At 35.5% G+C, this 18,850-nt stretch carries 14 protein-coding genes; 12 read left to right on the forward strand and 2 right to left on the reverse strand.

Features of this window, described 5'->3' with window-relative positions; all coding sequences use genetic code 11:
• Positions 1 to 55: 55 nt before the first annotated feature.
• A complete protein-coding gene (locus BN1066_RS13305; protein ID WP_077319956.1) occupies positions 56 to 922 on the reverse strand; it encodes a methyl-accepting chemotaxis protein in 867 nt (288 codons plus the stop codon).
• Positions 923 to 1,581: 659 nt separating this feature from the next.
• Between BN1066_RS13305 and motA the strand changes: the two genes are divergently transcribed.
• The 9 genes from motA (at position 1,582) to BN1066_RS20295 (ending at position 13,455) form a co-directional block, all read left to right on the forward strand.
• Positions 1,582 to 2,367: a flagellar motor stator protein MotA gene (gene motA, locus BN1066_RS13310; RefSeq protein WP_077319957.1), complete on the forward strand. Its 786-nt coding sequence runs from the start codon at positions 1,582 to 1,584 to the stop codon at positions 2,365 to 2,367.
• Complete coding sequence (gene motB / locus BN1066_RS13315; RefSeq protein ID WP_077319958.1) at positions 2,360 to 3,115, forward strand: flagellar motor protein MotB; 756 nt, start codon at positions 2,360 to 2,362, stop codon at positions 3,113 to 3,115. Before motA ends, motB begins: the two co-directional genes overlap by 8 nt.
• A gap of 38 nt (positions 3,116 to 3,153) precedes the next feature.
• Positions 3,154 to 4,848, forward strand: coding sequence for a methyl-accepting chemotaxis protein (locus tag BN1066_RS13320; protein ID WP_077319959.1), 1,695 nt, complete (start codon positions 3,154 to 3,156; stop codon positions 4,846 to 4,848).
• 1,102 nt (positions 4,849 to 5,950) lie between these two features.
• Positions 5,951 to 7,912 carry a lipoteichoic acid synthase gene (gene ltaS / locus BN1066_RS13325; RefSeq protein WP_077319960.1) on the forward strand — a complete coding sequence of 654 codons (1,962 nt, stop codon included), beginning with the start codon at positions 5,951 to 5,953 and terminating at the stop codon, positions 7,910 to 7,912.
• A gap of 703 nt (positions 7,913 to 8,615) precedes the next feature.
• Positions 8,616 to 8,711, forward strand: coding sequence for a putative holin-like toxin (locus tag BN1066_RS20860; protein ID WP_077319961.1), 96 nt, complete (start codon positions 8,616 to 8,618; stop codon positions 8,709 to 8,711).
• Positions 8,712 to 9,631: 920 nt separating this feature from the next.
• Positions 9,632 to 9,847, forward strand: a complete 216-nt coding sequence (locus BN1066_RS13335) for a hypothetical protein (RefSeq protein WP_077319962.1) — start codon at positions 9,632 to 9,634, stop codon at positions 9,845 to 9,847.
• A gap of 547 nt (positions 9,848 to 10,394) precedes the next feature.
• Positions 10,395 to 11,603, forward strand: a complete 1,209-nt coding sequence (locus BN1066_RS13340; protein WP_077319963.1) for a CynX/NimT family MFS transporter — start codon at positions 10,395 to 10,397, stop codon at positions 11,601 to 11,603.
• The gene (locus tag BN1066_RS13345) at positions 11,587 to 12,849 is read left to right on the forward strand and encodes an MFS transporter (protein WP_425445279.1); all 1,263 of its coding nucleotides are present in this window, start codon (positions 11,587 to 11,589) and stop codon (positions 12,847 to 12,849) included. The genes BN1066_RS13340 and BN1066_RS13345 overlap by 17 nt, the downstream gene beginning before the upstream one ends.
• Before the next feature lie 441 nt (positions 12,850 to 13,290).
• Positions 13,291 to 13,455, forward strand: coding sequence for a hypothetical protein (locus tag BN1066_RS20295; protein ID WP_179104394.1), 165 nt, complete (start codon positions 13,291 to 13,293; stop codon positions 13,453 to 13,455).
• Positions 13,456 to 13,991: 536 nt separating this feature from the next.
• On the opposite strand, the gene BN1066_RS13350 is transcribed toward BN1066_RS20295, so the two are convergent.
• The gene (locus BN1066_RS13350) at positions 13,992 to 15,641 is read right to left on the reverse strand and encodes an SLC13 family permease (protein ID WP_077319964.1); all 1,650 of its coding nucleotides are present in this window, start codon (positions 15,639 to 15,641) and stop codon (positions 13,992 to 13,994) included.
• 321 nt (positions 15,642 to 15,962) lie between these two features.
• Between BN1066_RS13350 and pxpB the strand changes: the two genes are divergently transcribed.
• The 3 genes from pxpB (at position 15,963) to BN1066_RS13365 (ending at position 18,799) form a co-directional block, all read left to right on the forward strand.
• Entirely contained in the window at positions 15,963 to 16,691 is a 729-nt protein-coding gene (gene pxpB / locus BN1066_RS13355; RefSeq protein ID WP_077319965.1) for a 5-oxoprolinase subunit PxpB, read from the forward strand.
• The gene (locus BN1066_RS13360) at positions 16,688 to 17,452 is read left to right on the forward strand and encodes a LamB/YcsF family protein (protein WP_077319966.1); all 765 of its coding nucleotides are present in this window, start codon (positions 16,688 to 16,690) and stop codon (positions 17,450 to 17,452) included. The genes pxpB and BN1066_RS13360 overlap by 4 nt, the downstream gene beginning before the upstream one ends.
• Positions 17,453 to 17,854: 402 nt before the next feature.
• Positions 17,855 to 18,799, forward strand: coding sequence for a 5-oxoprolinase subunit C family protein (locus BN1066_RS13365; RefSeq protein WP_077319967.1), 945 nt, complete (start codon positions 17,855 to 17,857; stop codon positions 18,797 to 18,799).
• The last annotated feature ends 51 nt before the right edge of the window (positions 18,800 to 18,850 follow it).

Genomic DNA, 18,850 nt, shown 5'->3' on the forward strand with positions numbered 1-18,850 from the left:
TCGCTCCTATATTATAAAGTCCGCCATGTATGTTTTGTATTCACCATCTGATATATTATTCATTCTTAAGTGCTAAGTTTTCATGAGCTAGTTGGGAAAGTGAATGAATATTACTATTAATCTCTTGTACTGTTGCAGTAAGTTCTTCAATAGCAGCAGATTGACTGTCTGATTCTGCATTGACCTCTTGAATGTACGTATCTAAAGTAGAAATAACTTCTTTAATTTTGTTCGAAATCGTATGAATATCTGATACTTGTTCTTTAGAATGATTCGCCATTTTTCTAATTTCATCCGCAACGACAGAAAAGCCTCTACCGTGTTCGCCTGCCCTTGCTGATTCAATCGCTGCATTAAGTCCTAATAAGTTACTTTGATCGGCAATTCCTTTAACAACATCTGATACTTCTTCAATTGTACCTACTTGTTTTGTAACGTTAGTAGCTTTCTCAGATATTAACGACATATGATTAGCTAAATCTGTCATAGACTCCGCCATGTCCTGAATGGTGTTTGTTACTTCATTAAAAACAGTTGAGAGGTTTTCAGCTATTTCTGCTAATTGATTTGCTTTATCAACGCTATAGCCCACTCCTACTCCACCAATCACATTGCCTGCTTCATCATGTAAAGGAATCGCTCGAGCAATTATATTAACACCAAATAATTCGGCTGGCACCAGGGCTGCTTGATTTTTATTTTGTTGAATGGCATTTGTAACAATATCTCCCTTTACTAAAGGGTCACCTGGCTTCACATTTAAGGAAAATGTCTTCGCCGGGAAGTTTGTGATCAGTTTCTCGGTATCATAAATACCAATCGTAATATCTTCATTAATGAGATCTTGTAAAAATGGACCGACTGAAATAAATGATCGAATTAAGGGATGAAATTCAACTTCTGTAATTGCTGGCTGATTCATGTTTCTCTCTCCTGTCTTATTTTTATCTCGCATCTAAGATCCTTATATCCAAGCATGAATACGAGGAAGTTCAAAGGGGGAGACAATAGCACTCACATACCCGGCTCGTTCAAGCGCCTTTAGGTCATACCCTTGCAGTACTAACATTCAGTAGGACATGGAATGAAGTTTCCCTCTATTGCTTAGGCAGTTCAAGGTAAATGGACCATGTTTTTAAATAATAAAGAGATGTGTAATTTTACTTTGTTGCAAAAAGAACAAAAACGTATGGTTTAAATAAGAAAAAGCTTGCTTCTACTAGTATTGGTATAAAACAATCAGATATTAATATTTTAAGCAGAGTGCTTTTTGACATTGGTATACAAATAAGACTTTAATACTAATAATCGGATAATAAATAGAACTTTATGCTTATAAAAAATAGTTTATTTTATATTTCAGGCTTTATATATTTTAGTGACTTGCCGATAGAAAAAATATGCGGAAATGGTATTTGTATTCTTACTAAGATAAAAAACGATTCAATTTAAAAGCAAGTATAGGCTTTAGTTAACCCATAGAAAGGAAGTATATGAGCGTTGTTTTGTTTAAAAGGGACACATAACATAGAGAGAACTGAATACATGGATCAAACAAGTGTGGAATAGGAGGAAGGCAGCTTGGATAAGACTTCAATTATTGGAATTATTTTAGGAATTATTGCTGTAGGGGTAGGAATGGTTTTAAAAGGAGTACACTTGGGCGCATTAATTAATCCAGCAGCGATTTTAATTATTTTTGTTGGGACTGCTGCATCTGTATGTATTGCATTCCCAATCAGTACGATCAAAAAAGTTCCTTCATTGCTTAAAATAGTCTTTTCCGATGATCAACAAACGGATTATCAAGAAGTAGTACTAATGTTTACGAAATTGGCAGAGCAAACAAGAAAAGAAGGCATCTTATCATTGGAGAAGCAATTACGGGAGACAAAAGATCCTTTTTTACGTTCAGGATTGCAATTTGTTGTTGATGGTCAATCTCCTGAATTTATCCGCGAAGTGATGTTGGAAAAAATTGATGCAATGGAAGAAAGGCATGAGGAAGGAGTCGCTGTTTTTTCCCAAGCAGGAACTTATGCACCTACATTAGGTGTTCTTGGTGCGGTTATCGGGTTAATCGCTGCACTAGGTGATATGCAAGATATGGAGGTACTTGGACATGCAATTTCAGCCGCATTTATGGCTACACTAATGGGGATTTTTTCCGGATATGTATTGTGGCATCCGTTTGCTAATAAGTTACGTGAAAAATCAAAACGAGAAGTGCGAATGAAAGAAATCATGGTGGAAGGATTGTTATCTATTACAGCCGGAAACTCAGCAATGGTAGTTAAGGATAAGCTTGGATCTTATTTATCAACAAAAGAATTTCATGCATTAAAAGGAGAGGAGGAAGATGCGTAAAAACAAACAAAAAAAATCACATCATGTGAATGAGTCATGGCTCTTACCATATTCAGATTTATTAACACTTCTACTCGCTTTATTTATTGTTTTATTTGCTATGAGTAAAGTAGATTCTCAAAAATATAAAGAACTGGCGCAAGTGTTTCAGGGTGAGTTTTCCGGTGGTGAAGGAATCTTAGAAAATAGTCCTTCTTTACAGGACTTGCCTGCAGCGGATAATGATGAGGAAAAGGATCAAAAAAAGGAAAGAACGAAAGGTGAGCAGGAACTAGAAGAGCTTGAAGCCATTCAGAAACAAATCGATGCATATATTATGGAAGAAGGCTTAGACAATACGCTACAGACAAAATTACAGGATGAAGGACTCTTAATAACAATTCTTAATAACATTTCCTTTGATTCTGGTAGCGCTAGGGTAACAAAGGAAGGAAAAAGGATTGCTAAGAAAGTATCGGACTTTTTGTCTACTGATCCGCCTCGTGAAGTAGTTATAAGTGGTCATACGGATGATCAGCCAATTAATTATTCAGGGTTCTCCTCTAATTGGGAGCTTAGTGTAACTCGTGCAGTCAATTTTATGCAATTGTTACTTAATAATGACGAGCTAGATCCTACGAAATTTAGTGCAAAGGGATACGGGGAGCATCGTCCTGCTGTTCCAAATACGAATGAAGCAAATCGAGAAAAAAATCGACGGGTCGAAGTACTTATTTTGCCCAATTACAAAATTAAACCCGAAAAATAAAGTAATGAATAAACCACTCAAATTAGGGGGAACTTATCATGCACAAGTTGTTTGCTGCCAGAAGTATTAAAATGAAACTGATTTTTTCATTTTCTGTCATTATTGCATTAGTTCTGTTATTAGGCATTACCAATATTATCGGAATTTATAACAGCAATAAAAATACCGAAGAAATTATCAATAAGGACATGCAATTATTAGTAGCTCAGGAAAAGATGGCGATAAATACTGCAGAACGGACAGGTTTTCTTAGAGGATATTTATTGTATGATGATGAAAAATATAAACAATCATTTCAAGATACAGTTGAGGAAACGACTGAACTGGAAAAATTTATTCTTAAACATAATAAGTCGCAAAAGGTAAAAGATTTAATGGATAAAAAAGTAGAGTGGGGGCATCTGACAAATAAGTTTTTTAAGGAATATGAGAAAGGTAATAAAGCTGAAGCGAGAAGGATTATGGAAAAAGAAATGCAACCAATTGGTATCGAACTAATTGATGGGTTCAAGGAATTGGCTCAATTAAGAGAAGATAGTATTACCGAGAAAGGGAAGTCTGTAATCGATATAGGTAATACGATTTTAACTATTGCAGCAATTTTGATGGCGGTTGTAGTTGTGTTAGGCATTGTTATAGCATATATGACAGCAATTGCGATTGCAAAGCCATTGCATCGAGTGAAGGAACGGATGAATCAAATTGCTAATGGTGATTTAAGCGGGGAACCATTACAAGTAAAAGGAAAAGATGAGATTGCTCAATTAATGACAGCTACAAACATAATGAATGAACAATTAAAAGAATTGCTAAATCGAATTAAGGATGTAGCTGGAACTGTCAATGACCAAAGTCGTGTATTAACCCAAGCTGCCAATGAAGTGCAACAAGGTACAGAGCAGGTTGCTGCTACAATGGAAGAACTAGCTTCAGGTGCAGAAAACCAGGCAAATCATGCAGGAAGTTTGTCTAGTATGATGAATGATTTGAATACTACGATTCAAGAAGTAGACCATAGTAGTGATAGCATAAAAACATTTTCTAATGATGTGTTACAACAAACCCAATCCGGATTTGATACTATGGAATCGACAAATGAACAAATGAAAAAAATTGACCAAATTGTTAAAGATTCTGTTCAAGGCGTACAGAGTCTTGATGTCAAAACGCAAGAAATATCAAAATTAGTAACTGTGATTGGCGAAATTGCGGAGCAGACAAATCTGCTTGCATTAAATGCAGCTATTGAAGCAGCAAGAGCTGGAGAACATGGAAAAGGTTTTGCGGTTGTTGCAGATGAAGTACGAAAGTTAGCAGAACAGGTTTCGGAGTCATTAAGTGAGATCACTAATGTAGTTAATACAATTCAAAAAGAATCGGATCAAGTTACTGTTGCGCTTCAGGAAGGTTACGGAGAAGTATCTGCAGGATCAGAGCAAATGACAAAGACAAAAGATACATTTAAAACAATATATGATGCAGTAAATGCTATGACGGATAACATTTCTATTGTTAAGAGTCATGTTGATCGAGTTACTGAAAATAGTAAAGAAATGAATGGTTCTGTTGGAGAAATAGCTGCAATTTCCGAAGAATCAGCTGCTGGAATTGAACAGACTTCTGCCGCCACACAACAAACTAGCAGTTCCATGGAGCAGGTTACTGCAAATGCAGAGCAACTTTCAGGTCTAGCAAATGAGTTAACGACACTAATTAAACGATTTTCATTATAGTGACGATTAAGGATAAATGGGGATAGCACAATTTTTAAAAAAATGCATGTTCTTGGTTTAGGTAAAAAGGTATAAAATTCATACAATGAGTGTAAGGAGCAATATAGTTTAGCATAAGTTCTTATAGCCACATGTTAAGTTGAAAATAAGATTCCCTAAACGGGTTGGGACATAAGCAAATACTAAATATCACAAACCGAACAATTCATTTATAATTGTTCGGTTTGTTTGTGTTTAGAAAGACTTGGCTTGTCGCCAAGTCTTTAGCGAAAGCCATAGTTTTTCTTATACTATAAAGTGAAACTTCATTCAGTAGGAGTTTTCTTCCATCTCCTACCGAATGTTAGTACCACAAGGGTAGGCCCTTGAACGAATCGGGCATTTAGGTGCCGTCTTCTCCCACTTAGACCCTTTTGTATCAACTCCAAGATTTTGAAGTGGGAGTCTTACGGCACCTTACATGCGGGATAAAGCCTAAAAATTTTATACTTTTTTATAGTGTAAAAAATTCCTATCCTCGCTACTTCAACATATTTGCTTTCCGCAGGTCTCCTCAGCTTCCTCGGAAAGCAAAGATCGCTTGTAGGATCTTCAACTCGAGCTATTCCCGAGAGGAGTCTACATATGTGGACTCCGCTAAAAACTTGCGTATACTCAAGGACGATTTATTGTTCGTTTTTTAAAGTACCTATAGCTCTTGTTCTTTGAACGTAAAGAATTCTGTGAAACATCGTTTAAACATGGAGAATGAGTGATAAATACAACTTAAAAAAGAATTTGTGCTAGGCTAGTCCTGTTGTCTTTATATTCAAGCAAGGACATGAAATACATTTCGGTTTTATAGAATTAAATTACAAATTACTTAATTGAAAAATTCGAATGGTTCCGGCTACTCTTCATACCTGTTTTAAATAAAAAGTATATAACTTACTACAGTATGTACTGACAAATTTTGATAAAACTAGTCAACTATTTTTCTAGAAAATACTTTGACCGAGAGGATAGAATGGGTTATAATTAACAGTCGTATTAAGAAAAATTAATAGTAAATTAAAATGTACTTAAAATAACGAATATGACTTTAAAATTAGAGGTGAACAAAGTGAAGAAATTATTATCTACAAAACTAGGATTCTTCGCGGTAGCACTTGTGCTTTTCTGGATAAAAACATATTTAATATATAAATTTGAATTCAGTCTAGGAGAAAGTGGAGTGATGCAGGAATTCTTATTATTTTTTAATCCACTAAACTCAGGGTTGATTTTCCTAGGATTAGCTTTATTTGCTAAAGGTAGAAAAGCAGGAATCTGGATTATTATCATCGATGCGGTTCTAAGCTTTATTTTATATGCTAATGTCGTATTCTACCGTTTCAATAGTGACTTTATTACGATTCCTACATTGTTGCAAACAGATAACTTTGGCAGCATCGGGGGAAGTATTGCTGATTTAGCGCAAATGAGTGATTTGCTTTATACGGTAGATATTATTTTCTTGACCATTTTATTTATTTTTGTACGTAAAAATTGGTCGGTAGAACGAATGCAATTACGGAAGCCGTTCCTCGTTATTTCAGCTGGCGTTTTGGCTTTTACTATTAATCTAGGACTAGCTGAAGCAGATCGGCCACAATTATTAGAACGTACCTTTGACAGGAACTATCTAGTAAAATATTTAGGGGCATTTAACTTTACAATTTATGATGCTATTCAAAGTGCAAAGACATCAACAAGACGTGTTCTTGCTGATAGTAATGATATTACGAAAGTAGAAAACTATACGAAAGCTAAATATGCTGAACCAAACCAGAAGTATTTTGGTAAAGGGAAAGAAAAGAATATTATAAAGATTCATTTGGAGTCTTTCCAATCTTTCTTAATTAATTATGAGTTACATGGCGAAGAAGTAACACCGTTTTTGAATTCACTTGTCAATGATCAGAAAAAAGGATTCACTTATTTTGATAACTTTTTTCAACAAACAGAACAAGGAAAAACTGCAGATGCCGAGTTAATCCTGGACACTTCCTTGTATGGATTGCCTCAAGGAGCTGCGTTTGTAACGAAGGGAAATAATACGTATCAAGCACTTCCAGCGATTCTTGATCAAAAGCAAAATTACACAAGTGCTGTGTTCCATGGTGATGGTAAGTCATTTTGGAACCGTGATGAGGTATATAAGCATTTAGGTATAAATGAGTTTTACCACGAAGATTTTTATGATATGAGTGAGGAAAATGTTATTAACTATGGCTTAAAGGATAAACCATTCTTTGAACAATCCATACCTTATTTAGAAGATATGGAGCAGCCATTTTATGCACATATGATGACACTAACACACCATCATCCATATTTGATTGACGAAGAAGATGCAACCATTGAACCTGCTGAGACGGGTGATGGATCTGTGGATCGTTATTTTCAAACAGCGCGTTATTTGGATGAATCGCTCGAGCAGTTCTTTAATGATTTAAAGGAAAAAGGTCTTTATGATGACTCCATTATTATGATTTATGGTGATCATTATGGTATTTCTAATAATCATAACCGAGCAATGGAAGAAATTATTGGTGAAGAAATTACGCCATTGAAAAATGCAGAATTACAGCGAGTACCATTTATGATTCGAATACCAGGTGTTAAAAGTGAAGGAACCAATCACACCTATGCTGGGCAAGTTGATGTTATGCCAACGCTATTGCATATTTTAGGTGTTGATGCGCAAGACTATATTCAATTTGGAACAGATATGTTCTCCAAAGAACATAAAGAGTATGTTCCTTTCCGAAATGGGAACTTTATGACTCCAGAGTATAGCTTTGTGGATGGAAATTATTATGATAACGAAACAAAAGAAGTAATTAAAAAACCTACTGATGAAATGAAAAAGATGCACGATACGGTTATGAAAGAATTAAAGCTATCTGATGAAGTTTTATACGGCGATTTATTACGTTTCTATACCCCTAATAAAGATTGGAAGCCTATAGATCCTGATGACTATTTCTATGGTGGACCAGCAGGCAAAGGCAAAAAAAATGATGATTCAAAAGTTAAATAAGTAGCAAGAAAAAAACGTCTGGAATAATTTGCGGGCGGTTTTTTCTTGCATAAGAAATTATATCAGTTTCTGCAAGGTGGATAGTTTGTTTGAGAGTAACTTCGTCTTGTTTAGCTCAAGTGCTTGTGCTGTTAGCAAACTTTGCTCTGATCAGTCAACATCGGCTCGAATCTAAAGGGAGGCAGACTAAAAGCGGGCTGCCGCTCAGGTATCGGCATCCCCTGTTTTCGAGGGGTGCTTTCTTTATCCTGTATGTAACTGGTGGTAAGCCTGCCCTTCCATGCTACGAGGTTAAACCTAGGAGTTAAAAGGAGGGTCTTACTACAAGTCAAATGCTTGATTCTGTTCATTCTAACAATCAGGTAGGGATAAAAGAAAACCCCAGCTGATTGAAGATTCACGTAATTTCTTCAAAAGTTGTCCAGTTTGTACATCACTAAACGAGAGCTTATGCTTTTGTTTTTAACAAAAAAATATAAGCTAATCTAGAAAAATTTCGTTTTCAAATCCTATCATATTCATTACATCGAAAGGAAGTAAAATCATATAATGAATTATACAAGCTTTATTGCTTGAAATACAAAAAAGAAATGCGAACAAAAGTTCTGATTTTCGTATTTTTTTTAAAAAACTATGGTATACTAAGAACTGATAATGTTCTTAAGGATCGGTCGGCTAACCCTAGAGTAAGGGGGTGAGCCAATTGAATGTTTATGAAGTGTTCATGGTGTTGTTTGCATTTGGCAGCTTTTTAGTTGCTTTTTTAACACTAATCATCCGATTCATCAATAAAAAATAGACCTCTTGAAACAAAGAGGCCTATTCCTTCATAGTCGATCCCCATAGGAACCGCTTATCATGGACCACAGTTGCAGCTGTGGTCTTTTTTTAGTATATGCAACACTATACCTGTAGTATACCATAAAAGCAGGTTTTATAGTATTTAATATATTAGTAAAGTTTCAATATTATTTTTAAAATGGGGCTGAATAAAATCTTATATAAAAAGTGTTATTAAGCGGTACGTTAATAAACGACTGTCACAGTGAGGGGAACTATAAAATAATTTTAATAGTTGATTAGTAAAGATGTCTACTTAAGCTTGTCCAAGATTAGAATAACTTATTGGTTGAAATTGAAATCCGTATAGGAAAAGAAGAAAAAAACGAATCAATTTATTGACATTTTAATGATCATAAATTTTTTACATTTTTTTAACTTAACTAGACAAAAGATGATCCTAATTTTTTAATGAAAGTTCATAAATTTGTCATAATTAATGAACGGGCCGGGTATCTGCCATATTATTAGTTATTCATCGTCATGAATAGAGGATTTAAGACAGATAAAGTTATAATTTGACAATAATCTTTAGCGAAAGCTTGGCTCGATTCGTTTATTCGACATTTCGAAATGGAATTACATGACTTGACTGGTATGAGATAATAGGTATATATATCTATATTTTATGTAGGTAAAAAGTTTTGATTTATTATAAAGTGAAACTTCAACTTCATGCCCTTCCAGCAAACACGGAAAAAAGAAAACTAAAACTAAATCGTACGTTATTACTTTTCATCACTATCTAAGCGTACTTGTTACATTGTTATTATCTCCCAATAGACTTATTACCAGATACAAGTCAATGAGAGGGGGGTAGTTGCTAATTAAATAGCATTAATACATAGTTAACAAAGGAATTTGATAGGAGGAAACATAATGATGGAAGTGAACACAATAAACCAACAAGTAAATAACTATATTTATTTTCGAAATTTTCGGTACCATCAACAGCAAATTCTTTTTATTTATAACTACCTTAATGGAACGTATAATCGCAGTATAAGCTTAAACTTCTTTGTTATACAGGATAAGTTTATCCGTTCTCAGCTTAAACAGCTTGATACAATCTTAAACCACCGAACGGATAAGTAGAGGAATATGCTTCGCGTATTCCTCTTTTTTATATCCCATCTAAGGTATTGTAAGACTTCCATTTCAAGAATAAATTTACGACTGCATCAGAGTTTAACTTTTTATTTTAATAAAAAAGATGTTCAAAAAACGGTAACATGACATATAGAACTTCACCGTTACTTAAATATCTAACTTTATCCAGCATGTAACTGGCAGTAAGACCTGCCCTTCTATGGTGAAAGTTAAGGAGTTATCCAACAGCAGTCAAGTGTCCAATTCTGTTCAGAGGCATTTAGATCACACCCTTACGGTCTAGCAATACTCAGCCGGAACTCTGTACTAGAACGCAATTTGATTAATGTTGTATATACAATGTTTAACAATTATGCATTTACATGATTTGAATTTTTAGAGTGTTCTGGGCTAATTTAGAAAAAAGATATGCTATATTAGAGAAAGACTTATCATCTAACGAAAAGATTCTACCCTCCTTCCTAATGCAGAACTGCCTACGACCAATAGAATACAAGGATAATTTTATAAACGAGAGGAGAGTAAGGCTAGATTGGAAATAAAAGAAGAAACCGAGCAAAAAAAAGTATTTTATCGAGTGATCATAGTGACAGGAATTATCGTTGTGGCATTTAATTTACGCCCTTCTATTACTTCTGTCGGGCCGCTTATTGGTACAATTCGCGATCAGCTAGGATTGTCCAATTGGAGTGCAGGAATGCTTACTAGCCTTCCTCTCATCGCATTTGCTGTTATGTCGCCATTGGTTGCAAAATTAAGTAATCGATTTACAAATGAACAGGTCATGCTTTTAGGGTTATTTATTTTATTTATAGGGATTACGTTACGAAGTATGACAATAATTAGTTTATTGTTTACGGGAACATTACTTATTGGCTTAGGAATAGCTATATGTAATGTATTATTACCGAGTGTTATTAAGGAAAAATTTCCAATGCAGGTCGCGTTGATGACTAGTATCTATTCAACCACTATGGGTATATTCGCTGCAACTGCCTCTGGGTTAAGTGTGCCGATTGCTGAAGGACTACATTTAGGATGGCAAGTAGCTTTAATTGTTTGGGCAATACCTGCTTTATTAGGGATAATTGTTTGGATATATTTAGCAAAGCAATCAACCGATCATTATCGGGTGTCTTATCAACCTATTATTGAACAAAAGCAAATATGGCGTTCTCCTTTAGCGTGGCAAGTTGCTGCTTTTATGGGGTTTCAATCTTTTTTATTTTACGTTACTATTTCTTGGATGCCTGAAATTCTTCAAGCCTATGGAATAAGTGCGGCAGCTGCTGGTTGGATGCTATCTTTTCTTCAATTTATTGGTTTACCCGCAAGCTTTATTGTTCCTGTATTAGCAAGTAAATATCGTTCACAGCATGGCATTGTATTAGCAATGGGATTATTTTCTATTATAGGTTATACTGGTTTATTACTAGGAAAATCTAATACTGTGATGGTCGTTAGTATTATTCTGATCGGTTTTTCATTAAGTGGTACATTTGCTCTTGCTCTGACACTACTTGGTATGCGAGCTCGTAATGGGAAGCAAGCAGCACAATTATCTGGGATGGCTCAATCGTTTGGGTATGTTCTCGCAGCTATCGGTCCATTTTTAGTAGGCTATTTATATGATAAAACGCAAACATGGGATATTCCATTACTTACTTTGATTAGTGTAGCGATTATTGTTGTTGTTTTTGGTTTTGGGGCAGGGAGAGATAAGTATGTATTCGACGAATAAGAGTAATGATGCTAGGGTTCCTGTGAATAATGCAATGAAACTCAATAAACAAAAGCCATATGGGATTAGTGATTTTTATTTTTGGAAAATCACGCTTAGCTTAGCATTGGCCTCTTTTTTTATTTTTGCTACGATGTATGCTGTTCAGCCACTACTCCCAGTATTTGTAGAAGAATTTGACATTAGTGTTTCTGTTTCCAGTCTTTCGATGTCCGCAACCATTTTAGGATTAATTATTGGATTGGTTGTTTTAGGGTTTTTATCTGACCGTATTGGAAGAACGGTATTTATTAAACTATCTTTACTAGGTTCAATTTTACCATTTTTACTTATGCCCCTTACAGAAGTTTTTGCTTTGCTAGTTGGACTTCGATTGATTCAAGGCTTTGCACTTGCAGGATTACCAGCAGCAGCGCTTGCTTATCTAAATGAAGAAATTGATCGTAAAAGTGTAGGTGTAGCTACTGCTTTATATATTTCCAGCAATGCACTTGGCGGTATGGTTGGAAGAGTGGTAGCTGGTTTTGTAACAGATATTATGTCATGGCAGGTTACTTTTTATGGTCTTGCTATGGTAGGAATTATCATTTTAATTCTTGTTCATGTAATGTTACCAAATTCAAAAAAATTTCAACCAAGTAACTTGCCGTTTCGTAAAGATATAGATGGTTTTATTTTTCACCTCAAAAGTCCGTCATTATTAATTGTGTTTGGGCTGGGAATTGTTTTACAAGTATCATTTACAGGAATATGGACATATTTGCCATTTTATATGCAAGAGGAGCCGTTTTCTCTCTCTTTACAGTCAATTTCCTATTTGTTTTTTGCCTATGGGTTAGGAGTTATCGGATCACCATTTGCTGGATGGCTTTCTAGCTTTTTGGGCTTAAGAAAGGTTCGGATAGCTGGTATAACGTTACTAACAATAGGTATATTGATTACGTTGAATAACTCTTTAATTGGTATTGTTATTGGGCTATGTGTCAGCTGCCTTGGATTTTTTACGGCACATTCGTTGACAGCTACTTCGGTAAGCGAAACAGCTACCCACCATAAAGGAAGTGCTTCAAGCTTATATTTAGTATCTTATTATATTGGTGTATCGCTAGGGAGTACAGCTTTAGCACCAATATGGGAAAAATTTCACTGGCATGGATTAATCCTATTTCTCGGTGTTTTGCCTGTGCTATATGTAATGCTTGTAAAGCTTTTTCAATTTTTAGGTGTTTGTTCAAAGAGGAACTGAATGCTTTTGGAGAGTGGAATAGTTGATTTCCAGGGGAATAAGCTGCCAGAAATATGCCAATAAAGAAAACTCGGTTGGCGTCAAGCTTTCATGCAGAAGATAGAACTAGTTCCACTTATACTTCATTTTTACAACGTCGATACTTCTTCTGCGTTAAGTTTTATCCCGCTTCTAAATTTCCGTAAGACTCCCACTTCAAGAGTTATGAGATTACGAAGAAGTCTAAGTAGGACATAACGGCACCTAAATACTTGATTGGTTCAAAGGTCTTTAGGCCATAACTCTGCGGTACTAATATTTAGTAGGGGATGAAGGAAAAGTCCTACTGAATGAAGTTTCACTTTATACATTCAAGTGTACGAGGAATGGCGATGTATCATATTTGACGGACTTTTGAGTATTTTCTTAAAATAAAAATCTATAATAAAGGAGTATTAAATCATGTTAAAGCACTTACTTTATGAATTGGTCGGGTGGATTTTTACTGGAATCGGAGCTTATTATATTTATGAAGATCCAACATTAATTCTTCCTTATATTAGTTTAGTTATTGGACTTGCTTTAATTATATTTCATCTGCCGAAAAGCTTGCGAAAAAAATCTTAAGTAAAAAGGATAAGTTAACTACTTATTCTTTCTTTTTTATAAATTTCAGCTTGAGAAAGTGCAATGATCAATCAAAAAGTATCTGTAATAAGTGGGGATACATACGGGGAATAAGCTCAATTAGAAAAGGGCTGGGACATAAGCAAATACTAAATAGTACAAACGGAACAATTCATTTATAATTGTTCCGTTTGTTTGTGTTTAGAAAAACTTGACTTGTCGCCAAGTTGTTTTTCTTATACTATAAACCATAAAAATTTTATACTTTCTTATAGTACAAGGACGATTTATTGTTCATTTTTTAATCAGCTGTTTTAGTTTTATCCCAGCCTCCAACTTTCTTGATAAGAAAATTATGCTCGTTTCTACACGCTGGATAATTCTTTTCAAAGTAACTTCTCATTTAGCTCTCATGCGCTCCAACGCCTAGCTAATTTCCATTTTATCCCTTAGGATTACAATAAGTTAACATCAGATCCTGACGTCGCTGTATTCATTAACTAGACATTTATATCATCGTAAAAACGTTCATAGAATTATTTTACAAAATCAGGAACTTCATTAATATTTATTCCCCAAAGTATAGGAAGTAAGAAATAAATAGCTACTGTTACAAGAACGATGCCAATTAAATTCAAGACCAGCCCGGCCTTTGCCATATCAGGAATACGTAAATAACCTGATCCAAAAACAACCGCATTCGGCGGAGTAGCGACTGGAAGCATAAATGCACAGGATGAAGCTACGCCTGCTGCAATCATAACAACAAATGGATGCACACCTAATGCCACTGCAAGTGTTGCCATGATTGGATACATCATATTAGCTGTTGCAGTATTAGAAGTAATTTCTGTTAAAAAGATAACTACACCAGTAACCACTAATAAAACGATGAAAATATGAATGCCTTGTAAAGTTGTTAACTGTTTACCAATCCATTCTGACAGGCCTGATTGCGTAAATCCGGCTGCAACTGCTAATCCACCACCAAATAATAATAAAATACCCCATGGTAGCTTTACTGCCGTATTCCAATCCAGCAAAAATGTATCTTGCTTATTTTTAGATGGAGTGATAAATAAAACAATTGCTGCTACCATTGCAATAATCGCATCATCAATATTCGGGTTGATTTTTACGAGGAGAAAAGACCTTGTTATCCAAGCGATTGCTGTTAGAATAAATACTGTAAAAACAGCCTTTTCTTCAGCGGAAGGTTGACCAAGTTTTTGCAATTCCTCGGTAATGACTCTTTTACCACCTGGAAGTTGTTTTAAGTTTAGTGGGTATGCCATTTTAACTAAATAAAACCAGATAAGAATAATGAAAATCCAAGCAACCGGCACCCCAAATAACATCCACTTGGCAAACGAGAGATCGATGCCATACATTTCTTTAATAACCCCAGCTAATGCAGCGTTCGGTGGGGTGCCAATTAATGTAGCAATTCCACCAACTGATGCTGAATAGGCAATTCCTAGCATAAGTGCTTTTCCAAATGCAAAATCCTCTTTCGATGTATCGATCGTGCTATCATCTTTTAAGGCATCAGAAATTTGATAAATGATAGCTAATCCAATGGGTACCATCATCATAGCTGTTGCTGTATTGGATATCCACATGGACAGAAAACCCGTGGCAATCATAAATCCAAGAATGATTCGATTCGTATTTGTTCCGATAATTGAAATAATCGATAGTGCAATTCGGCGATGCAAATTCCATTTTTCCATTGCTAGCGCTATCATAAACCCGCCCATAAACAAAAATATGGTATCGCTTCCATAGGAAGATGTAGTTGTGCCAATGTCTAGTCCACCTGTTAAAGGAAATAAGATAATTGGTAATAATGAAGTGGCTGGAATAGGTATCGCCTCTGTCATCCACCAGATCGCTATCCAAATTGTACTAGCTAAGACAGCTAAACCTTCCTGTGATAGGCCTTCAGGAGAATAAAACAATAAAGTGATTATAAACAATAATGGACCAGCAATCAACCCGATTAATTGCCCTGGTTTATAATTACGGTTGTTTCCTTTCTTATTACTGTTTCCTGTTAGAGTATCTGAAGGGTCTATCGATCTACCGGTAGATAATCTAGAGGAATTAGGTTTAACAAAAAATGTAAATAATGTTTTTGCTTCGTCATGTTTTTTCCACAACCAATCCCAAGTTGTCGAAATCATGTATAGTCCCCCTTTGTTTTCCATAACTACAATTATATTCATAGATTCCTAGTTGAGCAAGGAATGATAATATTATTTTCGTTAAAAACGATATTGTAGTGTGTTTAATATAAAATATTATGACACACAGATAATGATAAAACAATAATTATACATCATATTTAGGTATTTTAACCTAAATATACGGCATCATTATTATAGTCTAAAAAGACAAATTATTAGCGATTTATGTTTATAAAAAAGTTTTTTACGTTTCTACCATCATGTTTTGTAGAAAATATGATATGATTTTCTCAAAGCATTTTAAAGGAAGGGTAGTTTATGAGTTTTTTGATTCAGCCAGTCGGCGACTCTGCTATAAAAGTACTATTCACAGAAGAAGTTTCAGAAAAATTAAGTAATACAATTCAAGCTTTTTGTAAAACTTTAGCTTATATAGAAATAAAAGGAGTGACAGAGTGGGTTCCGGCTTATAACTCTGTCACAATCTATTATCAACCTATTCATATATCTTTTTTAAATTTAAAGAGCACTATTAAACAAATTTTTGACCGGTTAGCTGTTCAAGATACAATAACGTTTCGAATAGTAAAAGTACCAGTACTATATGGAGAAAAATATGGTCCAGATTTAGAGCGAATAGCAACCTTCCATAACTTAACAACGGATGAAGTGATTCAAGTGCATCAGCAACCAGATTATCTTATCTATATGCTTGGTTTTCTTCCTGGGTTTCCTTATTTAGGTGGGCTAGATAAACGAATAGCTACTCCACGATTAGATGAGCCACGTTCACTGGTAGAAGCGGGTTCAGTTGGAATAGCACATGAGCAAACAGGCATTTATCCGGTTTCTTCACCAGGCGGATGGAATATTATTGGAAAAAGCCCTCTTCGATTGTTTGATCCAAAAAATGAAATAATGCCATTTTTATTTAAACCTGGAGATCGAATTCGTTTCTATGCAATTACAGTCAAAGAATATGAAGACATTTACCATCAAGTAATGGCTGGTATGTATTCACCAAGTATAGAGGAGGTAAAAAGATGACAATCATTGATATTAATTGTGACATGGGGGAGAGCTTTGGAGCATACACGATTGGTGCAGATGAAGAAATGATGGATTTGATTAGCTCTGCTAATATTGCTTGTGGAATGCATGCAGGCGATCCTAATGTGATGGAACAATCCGTGCGTTTAGCTAAACAAAAAGGAGTAAGTATTGGAGCTCATCCTGGTTTTCCTGATTTATCTGGTTTTGGAAGAAGAATGATGGATGTAACGGAGGAAGATGTTTACCGACTTATTATCTATCAAATTGGTGCTCTACATGCTTTTTGTGTTGTTCACGATGTGCGGATGAATCATGTGAAGCCGCATGGAGCTTTATATAATTTAGCTGCACGCGATTATCGTGTTGCAAAGGCGATCGCAAAGGCTGTTTATGATTTCGATTCTTCACTTATTCTAGTAGGATTGGCAAATAGTGAAATAATTACTGCCGGGAGAGATGTTGGCTTAACCGTTGCTGCGGAAGCATTTGCCGACCGTACCTATACTTCAAAAGGTACACTCACTCCAAGAAGTGAAGAGGGTGCAATAATTGAACGAGTGGAAGATGCGGTTCAGCAAATTAAACAAATGGTTTTTGAGCATGAGCTGCGAGCTGCGGATGGTACTATAATTCATATGAAGGCAGATACAATATGTATTCATGGTGATAATAAAGCTGCAGTTACTTTTGCTCGAAAGCTTCGTATGATGTTAACAAACGCAGGGATAACCATCTCCAGCTTATCCCGTATGTAAGACGCTGTATTTTTCTTTTTTTAAATGTCTTTTACACTATATAAAAGTACAAAACTTTAGGCTTTTTCGCATAGGAAAAACTATCGTTTTCGCCATAAAGACTTGGCGACAAGCCAAGTCTTTCTAATCTTAAACAACCATGTGAAAGAAACGACGCCTAAATAATCCCCGATTCTCTCGGGTCACAGAACTAGAAATGCTTCGACAGCAATACACCGCGATTTTTCGAAGGATAAGAGAGACTTCTTGAATAGACATCACGCACAGAAAAAGTGCTTTCCTTTTTCATGGACGCCTGCGAACTTAACCTTTCTTCTACTGTTTTGAGAAGCAAAACGTTCCTTGAATCAAGCTTACTTTATGAGGACAAGTTCGTTCACGAGCACAAGGAGGGATACAACGATGAGTGAACAGCCATTATTTTATGTACATAAATCAGGAATTTACACATCATTACAAGATCTTGGGCGCTACGGTTATCAGCAATTTGGTGTACCAGTGTCAGGAGCTATGGATCGGTATGCTTTGCAATTAGCAAACATATTAGTAGGGAACAAAAGGGATATGGCGTGTTTAGAGGTTACTTTAGTCGGTCCAACGTTAGAAGCGCTTCGAGAATTGAATATTGCAATTACCGGAGCTGACTTACAACCAAAGATAAATTCGACAGCTGTTCCGTTATATACGACACTTACAATGAAGAAAGGCGATACACTATCTTTTGGTGGCTATCGAAATGGAGTTCGATCGTATATTGCTATTGCCGGAAAGTATGATAGTCCTTCTTTTTTCGGTAGTCAATCTGTTGATATGCAAACAGGTCTTGGCCATATTCTGGAAAAGGAAGAAACAATTTATGGATCGGTAAGAAAGTTAAAAAACAGAATTAGCTTATCTCCTGAATTACAACCTGTTTATCAGCAGTCCATACAAGTAGGAGTCATTGAAGGTCCACATTTTCATTGCTTTTCCAACGAAACAAGAAAAGATTTTTTTAATCAAACGCATACGATTGGTGCAAATTCCAATCGAATGGGATATCGCTTAGAATCTCCCCCCATTAAAATAATGAAACATGCTGATAACTGGACAGACGCTGTACCGTTTGGCGGGATTCAGGTCCCTCCAAATGGACAGCCAATTATTTTGATGGCTGACCGGCAAACAACCGGAGGCTATCCAAGAATTGGTACAGTTATGACTGCTGACTTAGCTAAAATCGCCCAGCTTATGCCAAAAGGAAAAGTGAGGTTTTATCCAATATCTATAGAAGAAGCTCAACAAAGGCTGATTGCGATTGAAAAGCAATTGCATCAATTAGCCATTTTTCGAGAAGGCCTAGCTTAAAAATAAAAGGTGGGGGGAAAATACTATAAAAAGGCTGCTTTTAACAGGATT

It is taken from the genome of Virgibacillus proomii, from assembly GCF_900162615.1.
GTDB lineage: Bacteria > Bacillota > Bacilli > Bacillales > Amphibacillaceae > Virgibacillus > Virgibacillus proomii.

Coding starts and splice junctions, on each gene's coding strand:
- motB (WP_077319958.1), top strand. CDS start 2,360: ATGCGTAAAAACAAACAAAAAAAATCACATCATGTGAATGAGTCATGG.
- BN1066_RS13345 (WP_425445279.1), top strand. CDS start 11,587: ATGTATTCGACGAATAAGAGTAATGATGCTAGGGTTCCTGTGAATAAT.
- BN1066_RS13305 (WP_077319956.1), bottom strand. CDS start 922: ATGAATCAGCCAGCAATTACAGAAGTTGAATTTCATCCCTTAATTCGA.
- BN1066_RS13360 (WP_077319966.1), top strand. CDS start 16,688: ATGACAATCATTGATATTAATTGTGACATGGGGGAGAGCTTTGGAGCA.
- pxpB (WP_077319965.1), top strand. CDS start 15,963: ATGAGTTTTTTGATTCAGCCAGTCGGCGACTCTGCTATAAAAGTACTA.
- BN1066_RS13320 (WP_077319959.1), top strand. CDS start 3,154: ATGCACAAGTTGTTTGCTGCCAGAAGTATTAAAATGAAACTGATTTTT.
- BN1066_RS13365 (WP_077319967.1), top strand. CDS start 17,855: ATGAGTGAACAGCCATTATTTTATGTACATAAATCAGGAATTTACACA.
- BN1066_RS13350 (WP_077319964.1), bottom strand. CDS start 15,641: ATGATTTCGACAACTTGGGATTGGTTGTGGAAAAAACATGACGAAGCA.
- BN1066_RS20295 (WP_179104394.1), top strand. CDS start 13,291: ATGTTAAAGCACTTACTTTATGAATTGGTCGGGTGGATTTTTACTGGA.
- BN1066_RS13335 (WP_077319962.1), top strand. CDS start 9,632: ATGATGGAAGTGAACACAATAAACCAACAAGTAAATAACTATATTTAT.